This is a genomic window from Achromobacter colocynthidis, from assembly GCF_057334535.1.
Genome location: NZ_JBHFIZ010000035.1, coordinates 197,527 through 223,960 on the forward strand (window position 1 = coordinate 197,527; position 26,434 = coordinate 223,960).

27 protein-coding genes are annotated in these 26,434 nt (G+C 64.1%); 14 read left to right on the top strand and 13 right to left on the bottom strand.

The genetic code is table 11. The features are described from left to right. Positions 1–32 precede the first annotated feature (32 nt). The 3 genes from ugpE to ugpB all read right to left on the bottom strand — a co-directional run bounded on the left by ugpE (position 33) and on the right by ugpB (position 3,299). The gene (gene ugpE, locus ACE04A_RS16650; protein WP_259247658.1) at positions 33–884 is read right to left on the bottom strand and encodes a sn-glycerol-3-phosphate ABC transporter permease UgpE; all 852 of its coding nucleotides are present in this window, start codon (positions 882–884) and stop codon (positions 33–35) included. A 21-nt stretch (positions 885–905) separates the two neighbouring features. Continuing rightward, the gene (gene ugpA, locus ACE04A_RS16655) at positions 906–1,787 is read right to left on the bottom strand and encodes a sn-glycerol-3-phosphate ABC transporter permease UgpA (RefSeq protein ID WP_050444673.1); all 882 of its coding nucleotides are present in this window, start codon (positions 1,785–1,787) and stop codon (positions 906–908) included. A 198-nt stretch (positions 1,788–1,985) separates the two neighbouring features. Then, positions 1,986–3,299 (bottom strand): sn-glycerol-3-phosphate ABC transporter substrate-binding protein UgpB, encoded by a 1,314-nt coding sequence (ugpB, locus tag ACE04A_RS16660; protein WP_485820316.1) that lies wholly within the window; start codon positions 3,297–3,299, stop codon positions 1,986–1,988. 193 nt (positions 3,300–3,492) lie between these two features. On the opposite strand from ugpB, the gene proC reads away from it, so the two are divergent. The 7 genes from proC to ACE04A_RS16695 all read left to right on the top strand — a co-directional run bounded on the left by proC (position 3,493) and on the right by ACE04A_RS16695 (position 10,265). Continuing rightward, positions 3,493–4,326 (top strand): pyrroline-5-carboxylate reductase, encoded by an 834-nt coding sequence (gene proC, locus ACE04A_RS16665; RefSeq protein WP_279996195.1) that lies wholly within the window; start codon positions 3,493–3,495, stop codon positions 4,324–4,326. Beyond that, the gene (locus tag ACE04A_RS16670; RefSeq protein WP_259247647.1) at positions 4,323–4,877 is read left to right on the top strand and encodes a queuosine precursor transporter; all 555 of its coding nucleotides are present in this window, start codon (positions 4,323–4,325) and stop codon (positions 4,875–4,877) included. Before proC ends, ACE04A_RS16670 begins: the two co-directional genes overlap by 4 nt. Before the next feature lie 457 nt (positions 4,878–5,334). Next, positions 5,335–6,450, top strand: coding sequence for a high-affinity branched-chain amino acid ABC transporter substrate-binding protein (locus ACE04A_RS16675; protein ID WP_279996196.1), 1,116 nt, complete (start codon positions 5,335–5,337; stop codon positions 6,448–6,450). A 188-nt stretch (positions 6,451–6,638) separates the two neighbouring features. After that, a complete protein-coding gene (gene livH / locus ACE04A_RS16680; RefSeq protein WP_100855845.1) occupies positions 6,639–7,565 on the top strand; it encodes a high-affinity branched-chain amino acid ABC transporter permease LivH in 927 nt (308 codons plus the stop codon). Next, complete coding sequence (locus ACE04A_RS16685; protein WP_279996197.1) at positions 7,565–8,800, top strand: high-affinity branched-chain amino acid ABC transporter permease LivM; 1,236 nt, start codon at positions 7,565–7,567, stop codon at positions 8,798–8,800. The genes livH and ACE04A_RS16685 overlap by 1 nt, the downstream gene beginning before the upstream one ends. Continuing rightward, entirely contained in the window at positions 8,797–9,564 is a 768-nt protein-coding gene (gene livG, locus ACE04A_RS16690) for a high-affinity branched-chain amino acid ABC transporter ATP-binding protein LivG (RefSeq protein ID WP_259247636.1), read from the top strand. Before ACE04A_RS16685 ends, livG begins: the two co-directional genes overlap by 4 nt. Further along, a complete protein-coding gene (locus ACE04A_RS16695) occupies positions 9,564–10,265 on the top strand; it encodes an ABC transporter ATP-binding protein (protein WP_259247634.1) in 702 nt (233 codons plus the stop codon). Before livG ends, ACE04A_RS16695 begins: the two co-directional genes overlap by 1 nt. Positions 10,266–10,359: 94 nt before the next feature. Here ACE04A_RS16695 and cuyB read toward each other — a convergent pair whose 3' ends face one another. From cuyB to ACE04A_RS16710, 3 genes are read right to left on the bottom strand one after another with little or no spacing between them, the layout of a single operon-like run. Continuing rightward, positions 10,360–11,103: a cysteate racemase gene (cuyB, locus tag ACE04A_RS16700; protein WP_485820317.1), complete on the bottom strand. Its 744-nt coding sequence runs from the start codon at positions 11,101–11,103 to the stop codon at positions 10,360–10,362. A gap of 1 nt (position 11,104) precedes the next feature. Continuing rightward, entirely contained in the window at positions 11,105–12,586 is a 1,482-nt protein-coding gene (locus ACE04A_RS16705) for an N-acyl-D-amino-acid deacylase family protein (RefSeq protein WP_485820318.1), read from the bottom strand. Positions 12,587–12,592: 6 nt separating this feature from the next. Next, positions 12,593–13,573 carry a Bug family tripartite tricarboxylate transporter substrate binding protein gene (locus ACE04A_RS16710; RefSeq protein ID WP_448718781.1) on the bottom strand — a complete coding sequence of 327 codons (981 nt, stop codon included), beginning with the start codon at positions 13,571–13,573 and terminating at the stop codon, positions 12,593–12,595. Positions 13,574–13,693: 120 nt separating this feature from the next. Here ACE04A_RS16710 and ACE04A_RS16715 point away from each other — a divergent pair, with 120 nt between their 5' ends. Further along, on the top strand, positions 13,694–14,638 hold the full coding sequence (locus ACE04A_RS16715) for a LysR family transcriptional regulator (RefSeq protein ID WP_259247618.1): 945 nt from the start codon (positions 13,694–13,696) through the stop codon (positions 14,636–14,638). A gap of 49 nt (positions 14,639–14,687) precedes the next feature. Here the strand turns inward: ACE04A_RS16715 and ACE04A_RS16720 are convergent, their stop codons facing one another. Continuing rightward, positions 14,688–15,299, bottom strand: a complete 612-nt coding sequence (locus ACE04A_RS16720) for a glutathione S-transferase family protein (RefSeq protein WP_438859327.1) — start codon at positions 15,297–15,299, stop codon at positions 14,688–14,690. A gap of 210 nt (positions 15,300–15,509) precedes the next feature. Between ACE04A_RS16720 and ACE04A_RS16725 the strand changes: the two genes are divergently transcribed. Both ACE04A_RS16725 and ACE04A_RS16730 read left to right on the top strand, forming a co-directional pair. After that, complete coding sequence (locus ACE04A_RS16725; protein WP_279996203.1) at positions 15,510–16,607, top strand: PQQ-dependent sugar dehydrogenase; 1,098 nt, start codon at positions 15,510–15,512, stop codon at positions 16,605–16,607. Between the two features lie 3 nt (positions 16,608–16,610). Next, the gene (locus ACE04A_RS16730) at positions 16,611–17,249 is read left to right on the top strand and encodes a glutathione S-transferase family protein (RefSeq protein WP_259247607.1); all 639 of its coding nucleotides are present in this window, start codon (positions 16,611–16,613) and stop codon (positions 17,247–17,249) included. Between the two features lie 44 nt (positions 17,250–17,293). Here ACE04A_RS16730 and ACE04A_RS16735 read toward each other — a convergent pair whose 3' ends face one another. After that, on the bottom strand, positions 17,294–18,202 hold the full coding sequence (locus ACE04A_RS16735; protein ID WP_447988931.1) for a DMT family transporter: 909 nt from the start codon (positions 18,200–18,202) through the stop codon (positions 17,294–17,296). Between the two features lie 66 nt (positions 18,203–18,268). Continuing rightward, positions 18,269–18,646, bottom strand: coding sequence for a DUF423 domain-containing protein (locus ACE04A_RS16740; protein ID WP_050444688.1), 378 nt, complete (start codon positions 18,644–18,646; stop codon positions 18,269–18,271). A gap of 163 nt (positions 18,647–18,809) precedes the next feature. On the opposite strand from ACE04A_RS16740, the gene parS reads away from it, so the two are divergent. Beyond that, on the top strand, positions 18,810–19,295 hold the full coding sequence (parS, locus tag ACE04A_RS16745; protein ID WP_100855834.1) for a type II RES/Xre toxin-antitoxin system antitoxin: 486 nt from the start codon (positions 18,810–18,812) through the stop codon (positions 19,293–19,295). Then, positions 19,292–19,804 (top strand): RES family NAD+ phosphorylase, encoded by a 513-nt coding sequence (locus ACE04A_RS16750; RefSeq protein ID WP_485820319.1) that lies wholly within the window; start codon positions 19,292–19,294, stop codon positions 19,802–19,804. Before parS ends, ACE04A_RS16750 begins: the two co-directional genes overlap by 4 nt. Positions 19,805–19,853: 49 nt before the next feature. Here the strand turns inward: ACE04A_RS16750 and ACE04A_RS16755 are convergent, their stop codons facing one another. Both ACE04A_RS16755 and ACE04A_RS16760 read right to left on the bottom strand, forming a co-directional pair. Then, the gene (locus tag ACE04A_RS16755) at positions 19,854–20,915 is read right to left on the bottom strand and encodes an alcohol dehydrogenase (protein WP_485820320.1); all 1,062 of its coding nucleotides are present in this window, start codon (positions 20,913–20,915) and stop codon (positions 19,854–19,856) included. 64 nt (positions 20,916–20,979) lie between these two features. Beyond that, positions 20,980–22,188 carry an ABC transporter substrate-binding protein gene (locus ACE04A_RS16760; RefSeq protein WP_485820321.1) on the bottom strand — a complete coding sequence of 403 codons (1,209 nt, stop codon included), beginning with the start codon at positions 22,186–22,188 and terminating at the stop codon, positions 20,980–20,982. Between the two features lie 228 nt (positions 22,189–22,416). Between ACE04A_RS16760 and ACE04A_RS16765 the strand changes: the two genes are divergently transcribed. Beyond that, the gene (locus tag ACE04A_RS16765; RefSeq protein ID WP_448718782.1) at positions 22,417–23,157 is read left to right on the top strand and encodes an IclR family transcriptional regulator; all 741 of its coding nucleotides are present in this window, start codon (positions 22,417–22,419) and stop codon (positions 23,155–23,157) included. 45 nt (positions 23,158–23,202) lie between these two features. Here the strand turns inward: ACE04A_RS16765 and rocF are convergent, their stop codons facing one another. After that, positions 23,203–24,165 (bottom strand): arginase, encoded by a 963-nt coding sequence (rocF, locus tag ACE04A_RS16770; RefSeq protein WP_279996204.1) that lies wholly within the window; start codon positions 24,163–24,165, stop codon positions 23,203–23,205. A 189-nt stretch (positions 24,166–24,354) separates the two neighbouring features. On the opposite strand from rocF, the gene ACE04A_RS16775 reads away from it, so the two are divergent. After that, positions 24,355–25,176: a MetQ/NlpA family ABC transporter substrate-binding protein gene (locus ACE04A_RS16775; RefSeq protein WP_259247595.1), complete on the top strand. Its 822-nt coding sequence runs from the start codon at positions 24,355–24,357 to the stop codon at positions 25,174–25,176. A gap of 13 nt (positions 25,177–25,189) precedes the next feature. Here the strand turns inward: ACE04A_RS16775 and ACE04A_RS16780 are convergent, their stop codons facing one another. Next, on the bottom strand, positions 25,190–26,386 hold the full coding sequence (locus tag ACE04A_RS16780; protein ID WP_485820322.1) for an MFS transporter: 1,197 nt from the start codon (positions 26,384–26,386) through the stop codon (positions 25,190–25,192). Positions 26,387–26,434: the final 48 nt, after the last annotated feature.

Below are 26,434 nucleotides of genomic sequence, written 5' to 3' on the forward strand. Positions count from 1 at the left end.
GTCGTGTTCGGGTGGGCGAGGGCGGCCAAGCGTCACTTTTCAGTGTCGACCAGACCCTTGACGAACCATTTCTGCATCAGGATGACGACCAGCGCCGGCGGAATCATGGCCAGCATGGCGGTGGCCATGGTGATGTTCCATTCGGTCACGCTGTCGCCGCCGCTGATCATCCGCTTGATGCCGATGACGACGGGGTACATGTCTTCCTGCGTGGTAATGAGCAGCGGCCACAGGTATTGGTTCCAGCCGTAGATGAACTGGATCACGAACAGGGCGGCGATGCTGGTCTTGGACAACGGCAGCAGCACGTCGAAGAAGAACCGCACCGGGCCCGCGCCGTCGATGCGCGCGGCCTCGATGAGCTCGTCCGGCACCGTCAGGAAGAACTGGCGGAACAGGAAGGTGGCGGTGGCCGAGGCGATCAGCGGCAAGGTCAGGCCGGCGTAGCTGTTGAGCATGCCCAGGTCTGCCACGACCTTGTAGGTGGGCGCGATCCGGACTTCGACGGGCAGCATGAGCGTGACGAAGATCATCCAGAAAAAGAACATGCGGCCGGGGAAGCGGAAGTACACCACCGCGAACGCCGACAGCAGCGAGATCGCGATCTTGCCGATGGAAATCGACAGCGCCATGATCAGGCTGACGTACATCATGCGGCCGACGGGGGCGCCCGACGAACCGCCGGACGAGCCGCCAAACAGCGCCTGCATGTAGTTTTCGACAAAGTGCGGACCGGGGATCAGCGACATCGGCGCCTGCGCCACTTCCTGAGCGGTCTGGGTAGACGCCACGAAAGTGATGTAGAGCGGAAATGCCACCATCGCCACGCCGCAAAGCAGAATGAAGTGGGCCAGAATATCCAGCCAGGGACGGCGTTCAACCATTGTTATCAGCCTCGAACAAAATCAATACTGCACTTTGCGGTCGACGTACCGGAACTGTACGACCGTCAAGGCAACCACAATGAACATCAGGATCACGGACTGGGCCGCGGACGAACCCAGATCCAGCCCACGGAAGCCGTCGCTGTACACCTTGTAGACCAGGATGGAAGTCGCCGTGCCCGGACCGCCTTGCGTCGTGGTGTCCACAATGGCGAAGGTGTCGAAGAAGGCATAGATGATGTTGACGACCAGCAGGAAGAACGAGGTGGGCGACAGCAGCGGGAACACAATGGTCCAGAAGCGGCGCGCCGGGCTGGCGCCGTCGATGGCGGCGGCTTCGATGAGCGAACGCGGAATCGATTGCAGGCCCGCCAGGAAGAACAGGAAGTTGTACGAGATCTGCTTCCAGACGGCGGCCGCCAGCACCAGCATCATGGCCTGGTTGCCGTCCAGGCGCGGGTTCCAGTCAACGCCGGAGTTGCGCAGCGCCACGGCCAGGATGCCCACGGAAGGCGAGAACATGAACAGCCACAGCACGCCGACGACGGCGGGCGCCACGGCGTAGGGCCAGATCAGAAGGGTCTTGTACAGCCCTGCGCCGCGAATCACGCGGTCGGCCATGACGGCCAGCAGCAAGGACACGCCCAGACCCACGGCAGCCACCAATATCGAGAAGACAGCGGTGACGCGGAAGGAATCGAGGTAGGCCTGTTGCGAGAACAGTTCCATGAAGTTGTCGAGCCCGACGAACTCGGACGACAGGCCGAAGGCATCTTCAAGCCGCATGGACTGCCACATGGCTTGTCCGGCGGGCAGGAAAAAGAAGACCACGGTAATGATCAGCTGCGGCAACAGCAGCAGATAGGGCAGGGTCTTATGCCCAAAGACAACGCGTTTTTCCATAGGGGGTACCCAAGGTACAGAAAAGCGGCGGTTGGAGTAACCGCCGCTTGAAACCGCTTCATAAAAATACGACAGGCTTGAAGCCCCTTTATAACCAGGGCTTCAAGCCTTGCGCTCGTATCCGGATTGGCCGTTAAGTCATTGTCACGCTTGAGAAATGCCGTGAAGCAATCACCCGACGGAGTCCCGGAAAGGGCGCTACTTTACACTCTTCTCAAACTTTTCCAGCAACTCGTTGCCACGCTTGACGATGTTGTCGGCGCCGTCCTTGGCCGCAACCTTGCCGGACACGATGCGTTCGATTTCAGCGTCTTCGATTTCACGGATCTGCGGCAGGAAGCCCAGGCGCAGGCCACGCGATTGCGCGGTGGTTTCCACGTTCAATTGCTTCACGCCGACTTCGGTGCCCGGGTTCTTGTCGTAGAAGCCTTCTTTCTTGGTCAGCTCGTAGGCAGCCTTGGTGACCGGCACGTAGCCGGTCTGCTGGTGCCAGCGGGCGGCGATTTCAGGCGAGGCCAGGAATTGGAAGAAGGCGGTCACGCCCTTGTAGACTTCCGGCTTCTTGTTGGCGAAGACCCACAGCGATGCGCCACCGATGATGGTGTTCTGCGGCGCGCCCTTCACGTCGGCGTAGTAAGGCAGGGTCGAGGTGCCGAATTCGAACTTGGCGTTCTTGGCGATGTTGGCGCGCAGGCCGGACGAGCCGGTGATCATGGCGCACTTGCCGCTGATGAACAGCGAGTTCGGCTCGTCGCCGCGGCCGCCGTACATGAAGATGCCTTCCTTGCCCAGCTTGGCCAGGTTTTCCAGGTGGCGCACGTGCAGCGGGGTGTTGATGGCGATGCGGGCGTCCAGACCACCGAAACCGTTGTCCTTGGTGGCGTAGGGCACGTTATGCCAGGCCGAGAACGTTTCCAGTTGGGTCCACGACGGCCACGAGGTGGTGTAGCCGCATTCCTGGCCGGCGGCCTTCAGCTTCTGGCCGGCGGCGGCCAGTTCTTCCCAGGTCTTGGGCGGATTGTCAGCGTCCAGGCCTGCCTTCTTGAAGGCGTCCTTGTTGTAGTAGAAAACCACGGTCGAGCTGTTGAAGGGCATCGACACCAGCTTGCCGTCCGGCGACGAGTAGTAGCCGGCCACGGCGCCGATGAACGCCTTCGGGTCGATCGGGTTGCCGGCTTCTTCCGACATCTGCTGCACCGGCTTGATGGCGCCCTTGGCGTACATCATGGTGGCGGTGCCCACTTCGAACACTTGCAGGATGTCCGGGGCGTTGCCGGCGCGGAACGCGGCGATGCCGGCATTCATGGATTCGCCGTAGTTGCCTTTGTAGATCGCCTTGACCTGGTAGTCAGGGTTCTTCTTGTTGAAATCTTCGACCAGACCATTGACGCGGTCGCCCAGGGCGCCTTCCATCGAATGCCAGAACTGGATCTCGGGGGCGGCATGCGCGGACGCGCCCGCGAACGCGGCCATGACGGCGGCGAAGGTTAAAGCAATACGGTGGGATCGCATGATGAGGTTGCTCCTGATGGGCGTGTTGTGACCGGGTTGTCCGGACACGGAAAACACGACACCTTATGAATTGTTTGTGACAAAACCGTGACTTTCACATCACTGCAAACGCCTGTCAAATTGTGCGTTTCAGGCGCGAACGAACATTTTCTTTTTTTTCCCCGGCGGATCCGACCGACTACAATGCCGGCCTATGAAAAACGAACTTTCGATTGCGTTCATTGGCGGCGGCAATATGGCGGCCGCTTTGGCCTCCGGACTGGCTGGCAAAGTATGCCCCGCCAAGAGCATCCATGTCATTGACATTAATAAGGATAGCCACGCGGCCTGGCAGGCGCGTGGCATGACCACTGCGGTGGCCCCGGACGAAGCGCTGGCCCGGTGCCGCGTTTGGGTGTTCGCGGTCAAGCCACAGAACATGAAAGATGTTGTGGCGTCCGCGCGTCAGTGGCTGCAAGACGACACCTTGGTGGTAAGCGTGGCGGCGGGAATCCGCGCGGACACGCTGGCGGGCTGGCTGGGATCTCCCGACGCGCCGTTCAAGCGCCTGGTGCGTTGCATGCCCAATACGCCCGCACTGGTGGGCGCGGGCGTGACGGGCCTGGCGGCGCTGGATGGCGTCAGCGAAGCCGATCGCGCATTGGCCGCAAGCCTCTTGGAAAGCGTGGGGCAGGTGGTGTGGGTGGCGGACGACGCCGCGCTGGATGGCGTGACGGCATTGTCCGGCAGCGGCCCGGCGTATGTGTTCCTGTTTCTTGAAGCCCTGGTGGCGGGTGGCGTGAAGGTTGGCTTGACCGAGGCGCAGGCCAAGCAACTGGCCTTGGGCACGCTTGCCGGCGCGACCAAGCTCGCGGCCGAATCGTCAGACCCCTTGTCGGTGCTGCGCGAGCGGGTCACGTCCAAGGGCGGTACCACGGCCGCGGCGCTGGCTGCGTTTGGCGAGGCAGGGTTTGCCGGCATCGTGGAAGACGCCATGGCCGCCGCGGCGCGCCGTTCGCGCGAGTTGGCCGAGGAATTCGGGCAATGACCAAGGCAAGCCAGCTCTTTCCGCCAATGAGCCGTGCGCAGTTCGGCATTGCCGTGCTGTGCATGTTGCTGGTGGTGGTGGGCTCGAACATTCTGGTGCAGGTGCCGCTTAACGATTGGTTGACGTGGGGCGGCCTGTCGTACCCCGTCGCCTTCCTGGTTACCGACGTGTTGAACCGGCGCTTCGGCCCGTCGGCCGCGCGCCGCGTCGTCTGGTTCGGCTTTGCGGCGGCGTTGGTGGTGTCGTTTTGGGTGGCGTCGCCGCGTATTGCGCTGGCGTCGGGCCTGGCCTATATCTGCGCGCAATTGGTGGATATCCAGGTGTTTGACCGTCTGCGCGACCAACGCTGGTGGCGCGCGCCGCTGGTATCGGGCGTGCTGGGCGCGGTGTTGGACACCGCCGTGTTCTTCAGCGTGGCCTTTGCGGCCACCGGCGCACCCTGGACGACCTGGATGCTGGGCGACCTTGCGGTCAAGCTTGTGGTCAACATCAGCATGCTGGCGCCGTTCCGGGCGCTGATGTGGAACCTGGCCAAGCCGGCCAACGCCTGACACCGGGCATCAAAAAAGGACGCGCATCGTGGCGACGTGGTCGCCCGATGCGCGTTTTTTTTAGGCAGGGGATTATGCGGAAATCATTAACTCAATAATCATTAATCGTAAGTCCGGTGTAAGCACTGTATTTAAATGCGTATTCGAACAGTGTATTAATGATTATTCATATATCTGGCGGTGCACACATCATTAAGTTGCGCCAGTCGGAACCGAAGGCAAATTCAGCAAATTTCCCGTATTTTCATGGGCTTGCAAAGCTGATGCGTCACGATTAAAGGTTTGCCGGGAAATATTGGGGATTACACGCAGTGACAGTATGACGGCTAGCTCCCAGAATACCGCCCACACCGTGTTTTTGCCCAAGAAGCCGGCGACGCGCGATACGGATGGCGGGGTATCCACCCGACAGCCCGTTTCAATCAGAGCCGCTCAAAACCTCGCTGGAGAACTCCGCATGAAGTTTCTGAATCGCCTTACCCCGGTAGCCATGGCGCTTGGGGCACTTGCCTTGGCTGGCGCCGCACACGCCGCCGACACCATCAAGATTGGCATTCCCCAGCCCATGACCGGCCCCAACACCCAATATGGCGACCAGATCCAGGCCGGCGCCTTGACCGCGATCGAAACCATCAACGCCAAGGGCGGCGTCAAGGGCAAGAAGCTTGAGCCGATCCTGATCGACGACGGCTGCGAACCCAAGCAGGCTGTTCCGGCCGCCAACCGCGTGGTCAACTCCGGCGCCAAGTTCGCCGTGGCCCATGCTTGCTCGGGCGTCACCGTGGCCGCCGTGAAGGTGTACGAGGAAGAGGGCATTGTCGGCATCACCCCGGGCGCCACGTCGCCGCTGGTGACCGACACCATCAAGCCGCACTTCTTCTTCCGCACCATTGGCCGCGACGACCAGCAAGGCCCGTACGCCGCCAATTACATCGCCAAGACCCTCAAGCCCAAGAACGTCGCCATCCTGCACGACAAGCAAACCTACGGCTCGGGTGTTGCCACCCAGGTCAAGGACGCGCTGGCCAAGCAGAACGTCAATGTGTCGATGTTTGAAGGCATCAACGTTGGCGACAGCGATTACTCGGCCATCATCACCAAGCTGAAGTCGGCTGGCGTGGACCTGGTTTACTTCGGCGGCTACCACCCCGAACTGGGCCTGCTGCTGCGCCAATCGCGTGAACAAGGCCTGAAGGTGCAGTTCATGGGTCCGGAAGGCACGGCCAACCAGGACTTGGTGGCCATCGCCGGCCCGGCCATCGAAGGCCTGCTGGTCACGCTGCCGGCTGACTTCACCAAGCTGCCGGGCAACGAAGGCATTGTGAAGGCCTTCAAGGACGCCAAGCGCGATCCGGACGGCGCCTTCCAGATGCCGGCGTATGCCGCCGTGCAAATCCTGGTCGACAGCATCAACGCCGTGGGCGAAGACCCCGCCAAGGTCGCGGACTACATGCACAAGACTACGTTCAACACCGGCATCGGCAAGGTCGAATACGACGCCAAGGGCGACTTGAAGAATTTCGAGTTCGCCGTCTACAAGTGGGATAAGGACGGCAAAAAGACCCAGCTGTAAACTCGCGATCCGCCGGCGCGGTGCCGGCGTGTAGGGCCTGTTGTCTTCGTTGTGCCGTAATCCGCGTAGCGAAGCGCCAAAAGCGCTGTGCGGCCGGCAGGCGGTGACCACAGGCCCTTAGAAAAACCGCCCAGGTTTCCGGCTCCGGGTCTCTTCACCGGGGCCGGAACCATTTGGAGCAATAGATAATGTCTGACCTCATACCCCAACTTACCCAGCAATTCTTCAACGGATTGTCCCTGGGCGCGATCTACGCGTTGATCGCCATCGGCTACACAATGGTCTACGGCATCATCGGGATGATCAACTTCGCCCACGGCGAAATCTATATGATCGGCGCCTATGTCGGCCTGGTCACCTTGACGGCCATCGGCACCAATAGCGGCTTGCCGATGCCATTCATCATTGCTTCCATGCTGCTCGTCGCCATTGCCGTGACCGGCGTGTATGGCTTTTCGGTCGAGCGGGTTGCCTATCGGCCCGTGCGAGGCAGCCCCCGCCTGGTGGCGCTGATCTCGGCGATCGGTATGTCGATCTTCCTGCAGAACTGGGTGGCCCTGGGCCAAGGCGCGCGCGACATGGCCGTGCCCTCGCTGGTATCCGGCGCCGTGCAGTTCCACATGGGATCCGACTTCGACGTGACGGTGCCGTATTCGCGCATCATGATCATCGTGGTGACGGTGGTGCTGATGATCGGCCTGACGCTGTTCATCAAGTATTCCCGCATGGGCCGCGCCTCGCGCGCCTGCTCGCAAGACATGCACATGGCCAATCTGCTGGGTATCGACACCAACCGCGTGATCTCGTTCACGTTCGTGATGGGTGCAATCCTGGCGGCGGTGGGCGGCGTGCTGATCGCCATCACCATCGGCAAGCTGAATCCCTTCATCGGCTTCCTGGCCGGCATCAAGGCCTTTACGGCGGCGGTGCTGGGCGGCATCGGCAGCATCCCCGGCGCGATGCTGGGCGGCGTGCTGCTGGGCTTGGCCGAGACCTTTGCGGCTGCGTATATCTCGTCGCAGTACAAGGACATCGTGGCGTTCTCGCTGCTGGTCCTGATTCTGCTGTTCCGTCCCACCGGGCTGCTGGGCAAACCTGAGGTGGAAAAAGTCTGATGTCTAAGAACAATCTTAAAAACGCCACGATGGCGGCCGTGCTGACGGCGGTGATCGTTACGCCGGTGTTTGGCCTGCAACTGATTCGTCAGGGTGCGCGCACATCGATGGAACCGAACTGGGGGCTGGTGGCGCTTGCCGCCGCCGTGGTGTTCGCTTTCCAGATGCTGCGGCCCTGGATCGCCATCCCGTTCCGCAAGCTGAAGACGGCGCTGCCGACCTTGCCGGCGGCGCCCGCCAAGACCCACAAGGGGCTGATGCTGTTGCTGCTGGCGATAGCGGTGGTGTGGCCATTCTTTTCGGGCCGCAGTTCGGTTGACATTGCCACGCTGGTGCTGATCTACGTGATGCTGGGCCTGGGCCTGAACATTGTGGTGGGTTTTGCCGGCTTGCTGGACTTGGGCTTTGTCGGCTTCTATGCGGTGGGTGCGTACACGTACGCGCTGCTGTATCACTGGGGCGGCTGGAGCTTCTGGGAAGCGCTGCCGTTTTCGGGCGCGATGGCGGCCTTGTTCGGTTTCGTGCTGGGCTTTCCGGTGCTGCGGCTGCGCGGCGACTATCTGGCTATCGTGACCTTGGGCTTTGGCGAAATGATCCGCCTGCTGCTTATCAACCTGAACACGCTGACGGGTGGCCCGGACGGCATTTCCGGTATTCCGAAGCCCACGGTGTTCGGCCTGGAAATGACGCGCCGCGCCAGCACGGAAGGTGGCACGACGTTCCATGACTTCTTCGGGCTGACGTTCAACAACCAGCACATGGTGATCTATCTGTACCTGATGGCCTTGCTGCTGGCGCTGATTACGCTTGCCGTGTCCACGCGCCTGATCCGCATGCCGGTCGGCCGCGCCTGGGAAGCGTTGCGCGAAGATGAAATCGCGTGCCGCTCGCTGGGGCTGAACCCCACGCGCATCAAGCTGTCGGCGTTCACGCTGGGCGCCACGTTCGCCGGTTTCGGCGGCGCGTTCTTCGCGGCCCGCCAGGGCATGGTGAACCCGGAGTCGTTCACCTTCATTGAATCGGCGCTGATTCTGGCCATTGTGGTGCTGGGCGGCATGGGCTCGCAGGTGGGCGTGATTCTGGCGGCCATCTTGCTGACCGTCTTGCCCGAGCTGGCGCGCGAGTTCGCCGAATACCGGATGCTGATGTTCGGTCTGGTGATGGTGTTGATGATGATGTGGCGTCCGCAGGGGTTGTTGCCCATGAAGCGTCCCCACGTGGAGCTGTCTAAATGAGCGAGGCATTGCTGAAAGTATCCGGACTCACCATGCGGTTCGGCGGCCTCTTGGCCGTGGACAGCGTGGGATTCGAAGTCAAATCCGACGAGGTGTTCGCCATCATCGGCCCCAACGGGGCAGGCAAGACCACGGTGTTCAATTGCGTGGGCGGCTTCTATGCGCCCACCGCGGGCGAGATCATCATGGACGGCAAGCCGATCAACGGTTTGCCCAGCCACAAGGTGGCCCGCCACGGGCTGGTGCGCACCTTCCAGAACGTGCGCCTGTTCAAGCAGTTGACCGTGCTGGAAAACCTGCTGGTGGCCCAGCACACTCAGGTGGAATCCCGGCTGCTGCCGGGCCTGCTGAAGCTCAAGGGCTATCGGCAGTCGGAAGCCGACGCGCTGGCGCGCGCGGCGCAGTGGCTGGATTTCATGGGGCTGCGTGAATTTGCCAACCGCGAGGCGGGCAACCTGGCCTACGGGCACCAGCGCCGCCTGGAAATCGCGCGCTGCATGATCACCAAGCCGCGCCTGCTGATGCTTGACGAACCGGCGGCCGGCCTGAACCCGCAGGAAAAGCGCGATCTGCAATCGCTGATCGACCAGCTTCGGCGCGAGTTCGGCGTTGCCGTGCTGCTGATTGAGCACGACATGAGCCTGATCATGGGCATTTCCGACCGTATTCTCGTCATGGAACACGGCAAGCCCATCACGACGGGCACCCCCGATGCGGTGCGCAACGACGAGCGCGTGATTAAAGCGTACCTGGGGGAGGAATGATGCTTAAGCTGGAAAACATACACACGTACTACGGCGCCATTCAGGCATTGAACGGCGTGTCGGTGGAAGTGAACCAGGGCGAAATCGTTACGCTGATCGGCGCCAATGGCGCCGGCAAGACGACGCTGTTGATGACGGTGTGCGGCAACCCCCGGGCGCGTGAAGGCAAGATCACGTTTGATGGCGAAGACATCACCCAGAAGGACACGCACCACATCATGCGCAGTGGCATCGCCATTTCGCCTGAAGGCCGGCGGGTGTTCAAAGACCTGACGGTTGCCGAAAACCTGATGATGGGCGGCTTCTTTTCGAAGCGCTCGGAGATCGACGCGGGCATCGACCACGTCTATGGCTTGTTCCCGCGCTTGAAAGAGCGCGCGGCGCAACGCGCGGGGCTGATGTCGGGCGGCGAACAGCAGATGCTGGCCATCGGCCGGGCGCTGATGACGCGGCCGCGCTTGTTGTTGCTGGACGAACCCACCTTGGGCCTGGCCCCGCTGGTGATCGCGCAGATCTTCGACATCATCCGCGAGATCCGCGAGCAGGGCGTAACGGTGTTCCTGGTGGAACAGAACGCGAACAAGGCGCTGGGTGTGGCCGATCGCGGTTATGTGCTGGAAAACGGTCGCGTCGTGCTGCAAGACACGGGCGCCAATTTGCTGGTCAACGATCAAGTCCGCAAGGCCTACCTGGGCGGATAAGCATTACGTTGACGGCTTCCCCGCGAAGGGAAATTCGGGCGCATCGGAAGATGCGCTTTTTTTTCGCCCTCGCGTGGAGGTTGCGCGTTGCCGTTCAGGCGGCGATGCGTTGCTTGGCCAGGTCCGCTTCGTAATGCGCGAGGGCCGCGCGGGCCAGCGCGTCGATCGAATCCGTGAGCGTCACGCCCAGGCTGGGGCGCAGCGCATGCGGCACGGCCAGCGGCAGTTCGGTGCAGCCCAGCACCACGGCGTCGGCGCCGCGCGCCGTCAGGCGGGCAATGCACTCGGCAGCGGGGGCGAAGGCTTCTTCCAGGCGGTTGCCCTTGACGGCGCGTATGGACCCCATGCAGTAGCGTTCGACCTCGTCGTCGTCGGGCACGATGCACTCGTAGCCTTGCGCTTGAAGGTGCTGTTGGTACAAGCCCAGTTTCAGCGTGGCGGCCGTGCCCATCAGGCCGATGCGGCCACGCGGCAGCCCAAGGCGGCGCAGGTCGTCGATGACCGCTTCAATGATGTGCAGCACCGGCACGCCCGTGCTGGCCGCGATGTCGGCGTACCAAAGATGGGCCGTGTTGCACGGGATGGCGATCAGTTGCGCGCCGGCTTCCTCAAGAAAGCGCACGCCTTGAACCATATGGGGCAGGGGGCTTTCGCCGCCGGCCATATAGGCGCTGGAGCGGTCGGGAATACGGGGGTCGTTGCGCAACAAGGTGGGGATGTGTTGCTGGTCAATCGCGGCGGGCGTCAGCGCCGCCAGGCGTAGGGCAAAGGCCGCGCCGGCCATGGGCCCCATTCCGCCCAATACACCCAGGTAGCAGCCCTGGGAAAACGTGTTCACTTTATGTACTCCGAACTGATGCATCACCGGGCGTCAATACGTGGCCCGGGCGTTGCGTGCTGGTTTGTTCCCCGTCCCAGACCTGCTTGCCGTTGACCCACACCGCGTGGATGCCCTGGCTTGCCTGAATGGGAGCTGAAAACGTCGCCGTATCCGTCACGGTGGCGGGGTCGAACAGCACCAGGTCAGCATGATAACCCTGGCGCAGCAGGCCGCGCCCGGCGATGCCATATTGGTCAGCCGCCAGGCCGGTCATCTTGTGGATGGCCGCTTCCAAGGACAGCAGTTGCTGTTCGCGCACCATCGTGCGCAACACATTGGTGAAGGTGCCCCATTGGCGTGGGTGCGGGTGGGGGTCAAAAGGCAGGCCGTCAGAGCCGACCATCGTCAGCGGATGCGCGAAGATGCGCTTGACGTCGGCGGGGTCCATCAGAAAGTAGATGGCGCCTGCGGGCGCCAGGCGGGCGACGGCGGCTTCGTCGTCCAGGCCCAGCTCCTGCATGACCTCGGCGAAGGCGCGGCCGGTGGCCTCGGGGTAGCCTTTGGACCACGTGATCATCGTGCGGCTGGCCAAGCGCGCGCGGTCCAGCCGCAGCATGGTGGACGTGGCGGGGTAGGGGTGGCAGTCCAGGCAGACGGGTTGGCTGGCGGCGGCGCGGTTGATCAGGTCCAGCGTTTCGCGGGTGCGGCCGTGGTTGCGTTCGCCGGCCAATTTGTGATGCGAGAACACCACGCGGCAATCGAGTTCGCGGCCAATTAGCAGCGCCTCTTCCATGGCGGGCACGATGTGATCGGCCTCGTCGCGCAGGTGGGTGGCGTACAGGCCGGGGCGGCCCGCTTGCTTGGCTGCCTTCAAGGGCAGGCAAACGTCGATGATTTCATCGGTGGGCGCGGCGCTGGCGGGCGGGTAGAAGGTGCCGGTGGATACGCCGAAGGCGCCCGCGTCCAGCGCTTCTTGCAGCAGGCCGCGCATGGCGGCGCGTTCGCTGTCGTTAGCGGCGCGCGAGGTGTCGTCCATGACGGCCACCCGCAAGGTGGTGTGGCCCACCAGCGGAATCACGTTGACCGCGGCGGGCGTGCTGCGCAGCGCGTCCATCCAGGCGCGGAACGTGGCAAAGCGGAACAGCTCGGCGGGGCCGAGCAGGTCCAGCGGCTGCGGAATGTTGTCGCGCTGAAGCGGCGCGAGGCTGATGCCGCAGTTGCCGGTGACGACAGTGGTGATGCCTTGCGACACCTTGGGCAGCATGTCGGGATGCGCCAGCAGATAGCCGTCATCGTGGGTGTGGGAATCAATGAAGCCGGGCGCCAGCACCTGGCCGCGCCCGTCTATCACCGGCACGCCCGCGGGGTGGGCAAAGCTGCCCACCGCCACGATGCGCTCACCCAGCACGGCCAGGTCGCCCGGCTGGGCGGGGCCGCCCGAGCCGTCGATAAGCGTGGCGCCCGCCACGATGAAGTCAGCCTGCAAGGTGGGCAAGGTCATGAGTGCTTAGTCCAGCTTTTCGATGCCAGCGGTGTCGATGATCTTTTTCCACTTGGCGGTTTCGCGATCAATCAATTGCTTGAATTCCTGCGGCGAGCCGGTGGCGGGTTCAGCGCCCAGCGTGGCCAGGCCGGTACGCACTTCGGGAGCTTGCAGTGCTTTCTGGATGGCGGCATTCAGCGTGGTCACGACTTCGGGCGGTGTGCCCTTGGGGGCGACAACACCACCCCAGGCCACGGTTTCGTAGCCCTTCAGGCCGGACTCATCCAGCGTGGGCACGTCGGGCATCAGCGCCAGGCGCTTCAGGCTGCTGACGCCAATGGCGCGCACCTTGCCGCTGGCAACCAGCGGCGCGGCTTCCGAGGTGTTGACGAACAGGTAGTCCAGGCGGCCGCCCAGCAGGTCCTGGATGGCGGCGGGGCCGCCGTTGTACGGGATGAACATGACGTCCACCTTGGCCATGCTCTTGAAGAGTTCACCGCCCATGTGGCCGGTGGTGCCCACGCCCGATGCGCCGTAGGACAGGCGGCCGGGTTCCTTCTTGGCGCGGTCGATCAGGTCTTGCACGCTTTTGACGGGCGATTCGGCCGGCACGATCAAGGCGTTGTACAGGTCGAACATATGCGCGACCGGGGTCAGGTCCTGGTCCACGTCATAGGGCAGGCGCTTGAACAGCGAGCGGTTCACTGCCAGCGTGTTGATGTTGCCGTAGCCCACGATGTAGCCGTCGGCGGCGGCGCGCTTGATCAGCGAGATGCCGATGTTGCCGGCCGCGCCCGGGCGGTTTTCAATCACCATCGTGGCGCCGGTGTCTTTGGCGATTTGCGTGGTGATCAGGCGCGACAGCACATCGGGCGAACCGCCCGCGGCCGAGGGCACCACGAAGGTGATGGGCTTGTCGGGATAGGTGCCGGCGGCCGAGGCGGTGCCGATCAGGGCGGCGCTGAGCGCCAGCGCGGATACGCTGCGGAAGAAGGTGCGATGCATGGTGGTATTCCCCTTGTTTTGTTGTGGTGACGGGCGCAGATTACACCCGCGTTGCGGCACTGCATCATCGAAAAATGTGGCAATCCTATAATCCGCCGTTATTGGTCAAGGGGAATAAAAATGGATGTGGAAGGCTATGCGGATGAGGTCGGCCCCAGCGCGGGGCGGCCGTTGAACCTGCGTCAGATCGAGGTTTTTCGGGCCATCATGATGTCGGGGTCCATCAGCAGCGCGGGGCGCATGCTGCATGTGTCGCAGCCAGCTGTCAGCCGGGTGCTGGCATTGACGGAAAGCCGCCTGGGCTATCGCTTGTTCGAACGGGTCAAGAGCCGTTTGTCGCCCACGGCCGAAGCGCGCCGGTTGTATGCCGAGGTGGAGCAGGTGTATGGCGGTATCCAGCGCGTGAACGATCTGGCCGCCAGCCTGGGGCAGTCCGGCGCGGGCATGTTGAAGATCGTGGCCAGCGCCAGCTTCGGGCAGCGTCTGATTCCGATGGCGCTTGAGCGCTTCCGCGGTCGCAACGCGGGTGCGCGGGTGGACTACCGCAGCGTCACGTTCGACGAGTTGGCGGCGTACTTCCTGTCGGGGCAGGCGGATATCGGCATTTCGATGCAGCCGCCCGATCATCCCAACCTGACGTCGGTGCGCCTGGCGCAAGTGCCCGTGGTGTGCGTGATGCCGCCGGCCCATCCCTTGGCCAGCCACAAGGTGGTGCAGCCCGAGGATTTTTCGTCCGCCGCCTGGATCGGCTACCCGCGTGACACACCATTGGGACGCGCGCTGCAACCGTTTTTTGGCGAGGGGCCGCGCCATGCCGCGGCGATCGAAGTGCATTCACCGGTCACCGCGTGTTCGTTCGTGCAGCAAGGCCTGGGGCCGGCCTTGGTGGACACCTGGTGCGTGTCGACCGAGCAGTCGGCGCACATGGTGTTGCGGCCCATCGCGCCCGAAGCCAGCGTCGAGGTATGGGCCACGTATTCGAACCTGAGCGCGCCACCGCTGTTGGCGCGCAGGTTTCTGGCAGCGGTGAAGAAAACCTTGGAAGGGGAAGCAGAGGCGGGCTGAGCCTGGGCTGGTCCGCCAGTAGGCTTCCCCCCGTTTGGCTTACCCCGCTTTACAGCCCTTCGGCCTTCAACGCGGCCTGGACGCCCTTGTCGGCTTCCATGCGCTTTTGGAATGCCGCCAGATTGTCTTGGCCGGCCAGATCCACTTCCTTGGCGCGCGCCCAGCGCAGCACCACGTACAGATAGGCGTCCGCGATCGACGGCGCGTCGCCCGCCAGGTACGACTTGCCCGCCAGTTGCGCATCGATTTGCGAGAACAGCTTGGTCAGCAGCTTGGAGGCCGAGCCGGCCAGTTCCTTCTGCGCGCCTTCGTCGCCCAGGAAGCGGGACGCGCCGAAGATCATCGAGAACGTCTTGTGGATGTCGGAATTGATGAAGCCCAGCCAGCGGCGGACTTCGGCGCGCGAGCGGGCGCTGCCGTCGCCCAGCAGCTTGCCTTGCGGCGCTTGTTCAGCAATGTATTCCAGGATGGCGACGTTCTGCGTCAGGGTCCAGTCGCCATCGGTCAACGCGGGCACGGCGCCCAGCGGATTCACCTTCAGAAATTCAGGGCCCTTGAGCGCTTCGCGGCTGAGCGCGTGCGTTTCGTAGGGCTGGCCAACCCACTCCAGAACAATGTGAGAAGCGAGCGAGCACGCGCCGGGCATGTAGTACAGTTTCATGCGATGGGGTCTCCGGAAAGGAAGAACGGGGGGCTCCCGTCCCTGGGCGCTATGGTACGCCACCCGCTGGGGGCTTCGCGCCAGTTTGTCATAGCCGCCGCACCCGCATTCAGCCCTTTGCCGCCGGAGATGTCCATGCAGTCACGCACCGCCGCGAGCACGCGCGCGATCTCATTTTTTTCGGTTTCAACGCTGGTCATGGCGGGCGCCATGGTGTGGGCCAAGCCTGCACATGCAAGCCAGGAGCCGCCCTCCGTTGCCGCGCGTGTGACGCCGGTGGTGGGTGGGCTGGACCATCCCTGGGCCATGGCGTTCCTGCCGGACGGTGGGATGTTGATCACGGAACGGCCGGGCACGCTGCGCTTACTGCGCACGCCGGGCGGCTTGTCCAAGCCGCTGTCCGGGGTGCCGAAGGTGGCCGCGCGCGGGCAGGGCGGCTTGCTGGATGTGGCGCTGTCACCCGACTTTGCGAAGGACCGGTACGTGTACCTGTCGTATGCCGAATCCGATGGCGACAAGAGCGGTACGGCGGTTGGCCGGGGCAGGCTGTCGGACGATGCCAGCGGCCTGGAAGATTTCAAGGTGCTGTTCCGGCAAATGCCGAAGCTGTCATCCGGCCTGCATTTCGGTTCGCGCCTGGTGTTCGACGGCAAGGGCCATCTTTTCATTGCGCTGGGCGAAAACAACCAGCGTCCCACCGCGCAGGATCTGGACAAGCTGCAAGGCAAGGTCGTGCGCCTGAAGCTGGACGGCTCGGTGCCCGAAGACAACCCCTTTGTGGGCAAGACCGGCGCGCGGCCCGAGATCTGGTCCTACGGCCATCGCAACCCGCAGGGCATGGCGATCAACCCGTGGTCGGGTGATCTTTGGGAAAACGAACACGGCCCCCGTGGCGGCGACGAAATCAATCTGGTTCAGGCGGGCAAGAACTATGGCTGGCCGTTGGCCACGCATGGCATCAACTATTCGGGCCTGCGCATTCCCGAGGCCAAGGGCGAAACCGCGCCGGGCACGGAAGCGCCGCTGTTCTGGTGGGCAAAGTCGCCCGCCATCAGCGGCATGGCTTTCTACGATGCCGACCGTTTTCCGTCTTGGAAAAACTCGGTGTTCATCGGCGCCTTGGGTAATCAGAACCTGATTCGCCTGACGCTGGACGGCAACCGTGTCGTGGGCCAGGAATGGCTGCTGGTAGACCGCAAGAGCCGGATACGCGACGTGCGGCAAGGGCCGGACGGCTATGTGTATGTGCTGACCGACGCCTCGCCCGGCCAATTGCTGCGGGTAGCGCCGGCGCAATCTGGAGGGTAAGCGATGAAGACCTACGAGTTGATCGGATCGGCCGGGTGCGGGTCGGCCATTGTCGAGATGGCGCTGGTGCTGGCCAACGTGCCGCACACGCTGACGGACGTGCCCTATCTGAAACCCGGCCCCGAGCGCGACCGCCTGCTGCAACTGAACCCCTTGGGGCAGGTGCCGACGCTGATCACCCCGGAAGGCGAGGTCATGACCGAAAGCGCGGCGATGATCCTGCACCTGAACGACGTGGCGCCGCAGGCCGGCTTGGCGCCATCAGCCGACAAGCCTGAACGGGCGTACTTTCTGAACGTGCTGCTGCGTCTGGTCGGCGCGGTGTACCCCACGTTCACGTACGGCGATATTCCGTCGCAATGGGCGGGCGAGGGCGCGGCGGCGGACTTATTGCGCGAGCGCGTGCATACCCGGCGCGCGGAGCTCTGGAAGGAACTTGAGCAGCAGGCCGGGTCGCCCCACATGTTGGGCCGGCGATTTTCCGCGTTGGACCTGTATGTGACGGTGATGACGCGCTGGCGTCCGGGGCAGGCGTGGTTCCAGGCGGAATGCCCGGCCTTGGCGGCGGTTGCCAGCCAGGCGGCGCTGGAACCAAATGTGGCGCGGGTATTGGCCCGCAATTTTCCCGCGCCTACCGAATAGCCCTTTCCGCAAAGGGCGCAAGGTCCGAGCCGCGGCGCGCGGCCTTAGGCCTTGCCGCGGCGCTTGCTCTTTGCGCGGGCCTCGCGCACGGCGATGTACACACCGCTGCCCGCAATGAAGAGCGCACCCAGATAGGCATAGGCGTCAGGCGCTTCACGCCAGAAAATCCAGCCCAGTATCGTGGCCCAGATCAGGCCGGTGTAGTCGAACGGCGCCACGACCGACGCAGGGCCGATCCGAAAGCCCTGCGTAATCAACGCCAGCCCCAGCGTGCTGAATAGCGCGATGCCGCCGAAGTAAGGCAGATGCTCGACGGTGGGTGTCTGCCATACCCAGGGCAAGCCGACCGCGCTGCACAGCAACTGCCCAAACACGATGTAGAACGTGGTCGTCAACATGCCTTCGCCCCGGCTGATGCCGCGCGCGGTGATCATCATGACCGCGTAGAGCAGGGCCGTGGTCAGGGGATACAGCGTGGCGGCCTGGAATGCCGCCGAGCCAGGGCGCACCACGATCAGCACACCGATAAAACCGGCCAGCACGGCCAGCCAGCGTTTGCCGTCCACGCGCTCTTTCAGGATCAGCACCGACAGCGCCGTCACGAACAGCGGCGCCGCGAAGGCGATGGCGGTGGCTTCGGCCAAGGGCAACGCGCGCAGGCCCAGATAAAAGCAACAGGCCGACACGACGTTGATGGCGCCGCGCACCAGATGCAGCCCGGGATGCGTGGTGCGCAGCACGCGCCGGCCGCCCAGCCACAAGGCCAGCGCCGTCACGAAAGGCAGCGCGATCAGTGCGCGCAGGAACAGGATTTGAAGCGGGTTGTAGTGCTCGCCCAGCCATTTGGCGTTGGCGTCGCTAAGCGTCAGAAAAAAGATGCCGCCCACCACACAGGCGATGCCTGCGAAGGCGGAGTGGTCCCGGGCGGCGGGCAATACAGATGAGGAAGACATCGGAAACCTGCAAGGGCGGCGGTTCCTGCCGCCGTGGGGAAAGGGGACGCGCGAATGAGGTGAGGATCAGCCCTGGGCGCGATAGGCCGCCAGCGCGACCATGGCCCAGGCGGCCAGGAAGGCGGTTCCGCCTAAGGGGGTAACCGCGCCCAGCCAGTGCACGCCGGTCAGCGACAGCGTGTACAAGCTGCCTGAGAACAGCACGATGCCCACAAACATCACCACGCCGGCGGCGGATAGCAAGGGCGAACCGAAGCGGGCGCCCAGCAGTGCGATGACGAACAGGCCCAGCGCGTGGATCAGGTGATACAGCACGCCCGTCTGCCAGACGGACAGCAGCTCTGGCGTCAGCATGCGCTTGAGGCCATGCGCGCCGAAAGCGCCCGCGCCTACCGCCACCATGAGATTCAACGCCGCAAGTATCGTCAACTGCCGGTCCGTCATTGCCAGTCCTTGTAAGTGATCGTGTGTAACGCCGCCTATGATATGCCCAATTTCGGTGCACGCCCGGGCGAACAGACGCGGCTTTGCAGCTTGCGGCTCGATTTCCAAATGGGATATCATAAATTCTGTTTGGTACAGGGTCTCTGGATCCCAGGAGCGCATGATGACCATCGCCATTCCCGGAAAATCGGCCGACAAGCGCGGCGCTGCCGCCACCCGCCCGCCACGCCGCGCAACGGCGCGCGCCAAGCAGTTGTTCCAGGAGCTGGTGGACAGCCCGCTAAGCGATATGGCGCGCGACGTGCGCCGGGGCCTGCCCGCGCAGATGGTGGACGACGCGGCCGATTTCCTGCAAGTGCCCAAGTCCGAAATCATGGCCATCACCGAGGTCAAGGCCGCATCGCTGTCGCGCTGGACCCGGGAAGGGCAGATGCTGCCGCTGGGCGAATCCGATCGGCTGGCGCGCGTGGCCCGCGTAGCGCGCGTGGCGCGTCAGGTGCTGGGCAGCGACGACGAGGCCGTGCAGTGGCTAAACACGCCCGTGCCTGCGTTGGGCAACGTCAAGCCCTTGTCTTTGCTGACGTCGGACGCCAGCAGCCGCATCGTGGAAGACACTCTGGCCCGGGCGGCGGCCGGCGTGTACGCATGAGTGATTTCATTTCCCTGTGGCGCAGCGGCACCACGGCCGGCACGTACCGCGCCGATGACTTGAGCGGGGCGGGGGCGGCGGCGGTGGGCGGGCGCTACAACAGCCCGGGCACGGCGGTGGTGTATACCTCATCCAGCGTGGCGTTGGCGGTGCTGGAAACCGTGGTGCATTTTGCCGTTCGGGCGTCCGAACAAGCCAATCGTTATCTGATCGAAGTGGCCGTGCCGCGTGCCATTCATGATGCCCGCCAGGTGTTGACGGTGAACCAGTTGCAGCGCGATTTCCCGTTCTGGGAGGCGGTGCCGTTTGCCGAAGCCTCGCAGGCGGTGGGCGACAACTGGGTGGAATCCGGCGTGTCGGCGCTGCTTGAATTGCCCAGCGCCATCGTGCCTTATCGCGGCGTGCCCGACTGCAACCTGCTGATCAATCCGGCGCATCCGGATGCGGAACATATCGTGGTGGTGCGGCGCGAACGGTTTGTGTACGACCCGCGCCTGAAAGCCGCATGAACAAAAAAGGGAGCCCCAGAAGGCTCCCTTTGTACCGCCTGGCCAGGCTTCAAGCGGTGGTCAGTACCGCGCGGCCCACCACCTTGCCGGCCCGCAACGCCGCCAATACGCTGTCGGCCTCGGCCAGCGCGTGGCGGTGTACCGGCATGGGGGGCACCTTGCCCGCGCGCACCAATTCCATCAATTCCTGCAATTCCGCCAGGTTGCCGACGTAGCTGCCGATGATGGACATGGCCTTCATGGGAATCAACGCGATCGGCCATGACGAGGCCCCGCCAAACAGGCCGACGATGATGAGTTTGCCGCCCTTGGTCAGGAAGTCGAACGCCAGCGAGGTGGTGGCGGGCGCGCCGACCAGGTCGATCGCGGCCTGAACCGGCTTGCCGCCCGCGGCTTTGATGATCTGCTGCGCGGCGTCCGGCGCGGCGCCGTCGATGGCGGCCAGCGCGCCGGCTTCCAACGCGGCTGCGCGCTTGGCGGGGTCGATGTCGACCACGATGGCGCCCGCGCCACCCAATGCCTTGATCAGCGTCAGGCTCATCAGCCCCAGGCCGCCCGCGCCGAAGATCACCACGGGATGTTCGCGGTAGATGTCCGCGCCGATCTTCTTCAGCGCGGAATACGTGGTCAGGCCCGAGCAGGCGTACGGCGCGATCTGCGCGGGGTCAAGGTCGCCGATGTCGATCAGGTATTTAGGATGCGGCACCACGATGTGGTCGGCGTAGCCGCCCGCGCGGTGCACGCCCAGGCAGGCGGGCGCGCTGCAATGGTTTTCCATGCCGGCCAGGCAAGGCGTGCATTTGCCGCAGCCGATCCACGGATACACCAGGTAGTTCTTGTCGCTGGACAGGCCTTGCGCGTCCGGCCCGGCCGACACCACGCTGCCTACCGTTTCGTGGCCCATCGTCAACGGCAGCGACACGCCGCGGTCTTTAAGGGCCAGGGGGCGGCCCTGGCCCAGGTCGTAGCCGCCTTCCCACAAGTGGATATCGCTGTGGCAGACGCCCGCGGCGCGCACTTTCAACAGCACCTGTGTCCCTTGGGGGGTAGGCGTGGGCTGCTCCATTTCCTGCAAGGGCTCGCGGAAGTTGACGACGCAATAGCACTTCATGGGGATGTCTCCGTTTGGGGTTGTTATAGCCAGCAGCCTACACCCGCGCGCCGTGGCGCGATATTCACTTTTTGATCAGGGGGCATTCGCTGTCGGCCAACGACACGAACACCTTGTCGCCCGGCACCGTGGACAAGATGCGGTAGAAGTCGCCCGGGTACTTGGATTCGGCGGGCTTTTTCACTTCAACCAGATACAGGTCCATGATGACGCGGCCGTCCTCGGGGCGGATGCGGGCATTCTTGATGAGCTTGGTGGTGATGGGCAATTCACGCATCTTCTTATTGACCGCTTCGCCCTCGAAGGTGCCGGCCGCCTGCGCGGCTTGCAGGTAGTGCGTGGTGGCCACATAGCTCAGCGCCTGCACGATGGACGGCGGGCGCGTCACGCCCATCTTCTGTTGCCAGCGTTTGGTCCAGGCGCGGGTGTCTTCGTCGGCGTCCCAGTAAAACCCGGTGGGAAAGGTCAGGCCCTGCGCCACGGGCAGGCCCATGGCCTGGACGTCGTTGATGAAGGTCAGGAAGGTCAACAAGCGCTGCTTGCCGCCGGTCAGGCCGAATTCCTGTGCTTGCTTGATCAGGTTGACAAGGTCACCGCCCGCGCTCGCCAGGCCCACCACTTCTGCCTTCGAGGCCTGTGCTTGCAGCAGGAACGAGGCGAAGTCCAGGGCGCCCAGCGGATGGCGCGTGCTGCCCAGCACCTTGCCGCCCGCTTCTTGCACGAAACGGGTGGCATTGCTTTCCAGCGATTTGCCGAATACGTAATCGGTGGTGATGAAGTACCAGGACTTGCCGCCGGCTTGCACCACGCTTTTCACGACGGCGTTCGACAGGGCGTAGGTGTCGGGCGCCCACTGCGTGCTGAGCGTGCTGCATTGCTTGCCGCTGAAGTCGCCAGCAAAGCCGCCGCTGATCAACGCCGTGCCGCCTTTTTCCCGGGCAACGCCTTGCGCGGCCAGCCCAGCCGAACTGGCGCCGCCGTCCACCACGGCAACCAGGCCTTGCGTGTCGAACCAGCGCCGCACCAGCGCCGAGGCCACGTCCGCCTTGTTCTGGTTGTCGGCGCCCACCACTTCCACGGTCTTGCCCGCCACCTTGCCGCCGAAGTCCTCGACGGCCATGCGCACCGACATCTCGGAACCTTGTCCGCCTAAATCCGAGTAGATGCCCGATCGGTCATTGGATACGCCCAGGCGCACCACATCCGATTGAGCTTGCGCCGCGCAGGCGGCCATCGTGGCGGGCGCGGCCGCCAACAGGGGTTTGATACGCATCTGTCTGTCTCCCCGGCCCGGAAACGAGCCGATTGTTTGAGTTCTTGGTGATGACGCGGAACCGCCGAGGGGGCAGCCGGAATCCTGCCGGCTGAAGTGGAATTCTTGTATGTGAAATTAAATTCCTGTGCAAGAATTTAGGTTCGCCCATATGAAAAGTCAACATAGTGGATTACCTAGCAGATTCGTCGTTTTTGCTCAGGTAGCGCCGCGAAAAAGGTCGCCACCATGGAAGTGAAGCTCGTCGCCCGAACGTTGGATCTGATCGAACTTTTTGCGCAGGCGCGGCGGCCCATGCCGCTGACCGAATTGGCCCAGGGCTTGGGCGCGCCCATGTCCAGTTGCCTGGCCCTGGTGCGCACGCTGGTGGCACGCGGTTATTTGTATGAAGTGCGGCGGCGCGGCGGGTATTACCCCACCGCGCGGCTGCAAGCGCTAAGCGCGCTGATCCAGTCTGGCGACCCCTGGCTGGAACAGGTTCGCCCGCATCTGCTGGCCTTGCGCGATGCGGCCAATGAAACCGTCATGCTGGGCAAGATCCAGGACGGCGCCGTGGTGTTTCTAGACGTGGTGGAGTCCACGCAACCCGTGCATTACGCCGCGCGGCCGGGCGAGCGGCGGCCCTTGCATACCAGTGCCGTCGCCAAGGCGGTGCTGGCGCGGTTGCCGGCGGCGGAACGGGATAGCGTGTTGGCGGCCGCCGACTACACCCGACATACCGAGCGCACGCTGACGACGCGCGAGGCCTTGCTGGCCGAGGTGGCGCGGGTAGAGGAGAGCGGTTGGGCCGCGAACGTCGGCGAAAGCGTGGCGGACCTGACCGGCCTGGCGGTGGCGCTGGATTTGGGCGGGGAATGGTACGCGCTATGCATGGCCGGGCCGACGCCGCGCGTGTGGGAAGCGCGGGATCAGAACCTGGCGCATTTGCAGGATGCCGCGCAAGCTATCCGGCGCGCCCGCGAGGGGTAGCCGGTATTCAAGGGCCCAGGCGCAAAGGCGAAAGCGCCGTAGCGCTCAACTGCCCCGGCGCATCAACGTCGATTTTCCGAACAGGCTTTCGATCAGGTCCACGGCCACTTCCGCCGTCTTGTTGCGCACGTCCAGCGCGGGGTTCAGTTCCACCACGTCCAGCGAGCGCATCAAGCCCGTGTCGGCAATCATTTCCATGCACAACTGCGCTTCGCGGTAAGTGGGGCCGCCGGGTACGGTGGTGCCGACGCCGGGCGCGATGTCGGGGTCCAGGAAGTCCACGTCGAAGCTCACATGCAGGTGCGTGTCGGCATCCAGGCCCGCCAGCGCGGCGTCCATCGTGGCGCGCATGCCCATTTCATCCAGATAGCGCATGTCGAACACTTCCAGGCCGGCCTGGTGCACCAACTGCTTTTCACCTTGGTCCACGCTGCGGATGCCGATCTGGCGTACCCAGCCTGGTTCGATGTCGGGCGTCTGGCCAGACATGCCGGTGATCTCTGCCGGGCCGTAGCCGCACAGGCAGGCCACGGGCATGCCATGGATATTGCCGGTGGGGGTCAGCGCATGGGTGTTGAAGTCTGCATGCGCGTCCAGCCACAGCACGCGCAGCTTCTTGCCGGCTTCCCGGCAATGGCGCGCCACGGCGCTGATGGAGCCGATGCCCAGGCAGTGGTCGCCGCCTAGCAGGATGGGTAGACGGCCCTGGCTGAGTTCGGCGTAGACGGCGTCATGCACGGCCTGGTTCCACGCGGCCACTTCCGCCAGATGGCGATAGCCGTTATGGGGCGGCAGCCAAGGGTTGGCGGGGCCGTAGAGGTTGCCGCGGTCTATCACTTCAAACCCCTGCGCCTCGATCACGGGACCCAGATCCGCCACGCGCAAGGCTTCCGGGCCCATCGACGCGCCGCGAGCGCCCGCGCCGATATCCGTGGGCGCGCCGATCAGGGAGATTTGGGTAGGCAAGGCAACAGGGTTCTGCACGCTGCGGGCTCCGGTGGGGTTCATCATTGGGCGGATAGTACCCTGGCCGTTTGCTTACGTGCTGGGTCAATCATCGCCATTGCGCAACAATGGCTATTGCCGGACACGCGAGCCTGCTGCTGCACAATAGCGGCTGCGCGCCGATCAACCCACCCGCTTGCCCTGATCACCTATCGTTCGCGCGCCGGCTTTGATTCCCTTTGGATGGCTTTCATGCACTTGCATTCGTTGTTTTCCACCCTGACGCGCGGCGCGGCCGTGCTGGCCCTGAGCGTGGCGGCCTGCGCCACGGCCACCGCGCAAGACAAGCCCTTGCGCATCGGCGTGATTGCCAGCGTGGCCAACGAAGCCACCGAGCAAGCCATTGCCCAAGCCAAGAAAGAGGGCCTGGAGGTGCAACTGGTGGAATTCAATGATTGGGTGCTGCCCAACATCGCCGTGGCCGATGGTTCGGTTGATGCCAATTTCTTCCAGCACGAACCGTTTCTGCAACTGTTCAACCAGCGCCGGGGCGCGAACCTGACCCCCATCGCCTATGGTTATTCCACCACCATCGGCCTGTTTTCCAAGAAGCTGAAGAAGGGCGATACGGTGCCGGACGGCGCGACCATCGCCGTGCCCAACGACCCGGTCAACACGGGCCGCGCCTTGCTGCTGCTGGAATCGATTGGCTTGATCAAACTGAAGCCCGGCGTGGCCCACCAGGCCACGCTGCAAGACGTGGTGTCCAACCCCAAGAAGCTGAAGTTCGTGCAGATTGAAGGCTCGCAATCCGCGCGCACCTTTGATGACGTGACGGCGTCGGTCACCTACACCACCTTTGCCAAGCAGGCGGGCCTGAATGAAAAGGATGGGCTGGCGTTCGACAACACCGACCCCGCCAGCATCCGCCGCTACGCCATCCGCTGGGTAACCACGCCCGACAAGGCGCAAGACCCGCGCTTGCTGAAGTTCATTGCCATCTACCAGAACTCGCCCGAGGTCAAAGCGACCTTGAAGCGTTTGTACGGCGACCTGATCACCTTCCCCTGGTAGTCCAGAAGGGACGTTACGCCGCCGCCTCGCGCCGTTCGGCGCGGCGGCCGTTCAAGCGCCAATGCAGGCCCAGCGCGGCCAGGCCCACGACGGCCGATGCGCACACGCCCAAGGCTTCAAAGCCCGCATGCGTGTACAGCGTGCCGGCGACCGCCGTGCCCACGCTGGCGCCCAGATACGTCGTGCAGGTATTCAAGCCCAGCACCGCGCCACGTTCATCGGGCCGTGCGCGCGACAGCAGCAGGACAAGCAGGTTCAAGCTGATCTGCGACGCGGCGCCCCAGAGCACGGCAATGGCCAGTACCGCCGCCAAGGCGTGCGTAGCGGGCAGCAACACCAGATACACCGTGGCGATCGTCGCCAAGGCCAGTGGCAAGGCACGCCGCGGCCCCAGGCGTTCAATCAGCGGCGCGCCGGCAAACCCCGCCAGCATGAAGCCCGCGCCATAAGCGAAGGCGATGAAGCCCACCTTGCCGGCGCTTAGCGCCAACAGTGTGCGGACGTGGTCGGCCAGGAAGGCGTAGACGCCGTAGAACGCGGACGAGAACGCCAGGCACGCCAGCAGCAGCACGGGCACGTCGCGATAGGAAAGCGGGGCAAGCAAGCGCGATAGGCGCAGCGGCGCGGGATTTTCCGCGCGGCGTTCGGGCAGCTTGCGCAGGCCCAGCAGCGCGATCGTGGCGCACAGGGCCAGGGTGCCGTAGGTGGCGCGCCAGCCGACAGCGTCCGAGATCAGCGCGGACAAGGGCACGCCCGCCACCAAGGACACCGACCACCCGGCAATCACGCGCCCCAGCGTGCGCGTCTCTTGCCCGGCAGGCGCCACCAGCGATGCCGAGCCATAGGCCGCGGGCAGGATGACGCCCGCCGCCGCGCCGGCCAAGGCCTGCGCCAAGGTCAGCACGATCCAGTGCGGCGCGGGGGCGGACAGGACCAGGGCCGCGATCAGCACCAGCATGGCGCCCAAGAGCGAACGGCGGATGCCGATGCGGTCGATGCGCGCGGCCAGGAAAAAGGCGCTTGCCGCCGTGGCCGCGCCGTAGGCCGAAATGGCGGTGCTGATGGTCAGCGCCGACGTTGAAAACGAGCGCGCTACGTCGGTCAAGATGGGGCTTAGCGCCAAGCCGTTGGAACCCACGACGCTGACGGCAAACATCAAGGCGGGCACGGCGGACGCGGGGTGGGATTGTCGCTTGCTACGGTTCTGCATGCCGCGAATTTTATTGGAATAAAATAAGGGATTACGCCGATATTTCCT

What these genes read in the sequence shown, in the direction of transcription:
- ACE04A_RS16780 (WP_485820322.1), bottom strand. Translation starts at nt 26,386, where the DNA reads ATGCAGAACCGTAGCAAGCGACAATCCCACCCCGCGTCCGCCGTGCCC.
- livH (WP_100855845.1), top strand. Translation starts at nt 6,639, where the DNA reads ATGTCTGACCTCATACCCCAACTTACCCAGCAATTCTTCAACGGATTG.
- ACE04A_RS16725 (WP_279996203.1), top strand. Translation starts at nt 15,510, where the DNA reads ATGGTGTGGGCCAAGCCTGCACATGCAAGCCAGGAGCCGCCCTCCGTT.
- ACE04A_RS16760 (WP_485820321.1), bottom strand. Translation starts at nt 22,188, where the DNA reads ATGCGTATCAAACCCCTGTTGGCGGCCGCGCCCGCCACGATGGCCGCC.
- ugpE (WP_259247658.1), bottom strand. Translation starts at nt 884, where the DNA reads ATGGTTGAACGCCGTCCCTGGCTGGATATTCTGGCCCACTTCATTCTG.
- ACE04A_RS16755 (WP_485820320.1), bottom strand. Translation starts at nt 20,915, where the DNA reads ATGAAGTGCTATTGCGTCGTCAACTTCCGCGAGCCCTTGCAGGAAATG.
- ACE04A_RS16705 (WP_485820318.1), bottom strand. Translation starts at nt 12,586, where the DNA reads ATGACCTTGCCCACCTTGCAGGCTGACTTCATCGTGGCGGGCGCCACG.
- ACE04A_RS16715 (WP_259247618.1), top strand. Translation starts at nt 13,694, where the DNA reads ATGGATGTGGAAGGCTATGCGGATGAGGTCGGCCCCAGCGCGGGGCGG.
- rocF (WP_279996204.1), bottom strand. Translation starts at nt 24,165, where the DNA reads ATGAACCCCACCGGAGCCCGCAGCGTGCAGAACCCTGTTGCCTTGCCT.
- ACE04A_RS16720 (WP_438859327.1), bottom strand. Translation starts at nt 15,299, where the DNA reads ATGAAACTGTACTACATGCCCGGCGCGTGCTCGCTCGCTTCTCACATT.
- ACE04A_RS16765 (WP_448718782.1), top strand. Translation starts at nt 22,417, where the DNA reads ATGGAAGTGAAGCTCGTCGCCCGAACGTTGGATCTGATCGAACTTTTT.
- proC (WP_279996195.1), top strand. Translation starts at nt 3,493, where the DNA reads ATGAAAAACGAACTTTCGATTGCGTTCATTGGCGGCGGCAATATGGCG.
- ACE04A_RS16695 (WP_259247634.1), top strand. Translation starts at nt 9,564, where the DNA reads ATGCTTAAGCTGGAAAACATACACACGTACTACGGCGCCATTCAGGCA.
- ACE04A_RS16675 (WP_279996196.1), top strand. Translation starts at nt 5,335, where the DNA reads ATGAAGTTTCTGAATCGCCTTACCCCGGTAGCCATGGCGCTTGGGGCA.
- ACE04A_RS16730 (WP_259247607.1), top strand. Translation starts at nt 16,611, where the DNA reads ATGAAGACCTACGAGTTGATCGGATCGGCCGGGTGCGGGTCGGCCATT.
- ACE04A_RS16685 (WP_279996197.1), top strand. Translation starts at nt 7,565, where the DNA reads ATGTCTAAGAACAATCTTAAAAACGCCACGATGGCGGCCGTGCTGACG.
- ACE04A_RS16735 (WP_447988931.1), bottom strand. Translation starts at nt 18,202, where the DNA reads ATGTCTTCCTCATCTGTATTGCCCGCCGCCCGGGACCACTCCGCCTTC.
- ACE04A_RS16775 (WP_259247595.1), top strand. Translation starts at nt 24,355, where the DNA reads ATGCACTTGCATTCGTTGTTTTCCACCCTGACGCGCGGCGCGGCCGTG.
- ugpA (WP_050444673.1), bottom strand. Translation starts at nt 1,787, where the DNA reads ATGGAAAAACGCGTTGTCTTTGGGCATAAGACCCTGCCCTATCTGCTG.
- ACE04A_RS16670 (WP_259247647.1), top strand. Translation starts at nt 4,323, where the DNA reads ATGACCAAGGCAAGCCAGCTCTTTCCGCCAATGAGCCGTGCGCAGTTC.
- ACE04A_RS16750 (WP_485820319.1), top strand. Translation starts at nt 19,292, where the DNA reads ATGAGTGATTTCATTTCCCTGTGGCGCAGCGGCACCACGGCCGGCACG.
- ugpB (WP_485820316.1), bottom strand. Translation starts at nt 3,299, where the DNA reads ATGCGATCCCACCGTATTGCTTTAACCTTCGCCGCCGTCATGGCCGCG.
- ACE04A_RS16740 (WP_050444688.1), bottom strand. Translation starts at nt 18,646, where the DNA reads ATGACGGACCGGCAGTTGACGATACTTGCGGCGTTGAATCTCATGGTG.
- parS (WP_100855834.1), top strand. Translation starts at nt 18,810, where the DNA reads ATGACCATCGCCATTCCCGGAAAATCGGCCGACAAGCGCGGCGCTGCC.
- ACE04A_RS16710 (WP_448718781.1), bottom strand. Translation starts at nt 13,573, where the DNA reads ATGCATCGCACCTTCTTCCGCAGCGTATCCGCGCTGGCGCTCAGCGCC.
- livG (WP_259247636.1), top strand. Translation starts at nt 8,797, where the DNA reads ATGAGCGAGGCATTGCTGAAAGTATCCGGACTCACCATGCGGTTCGGC.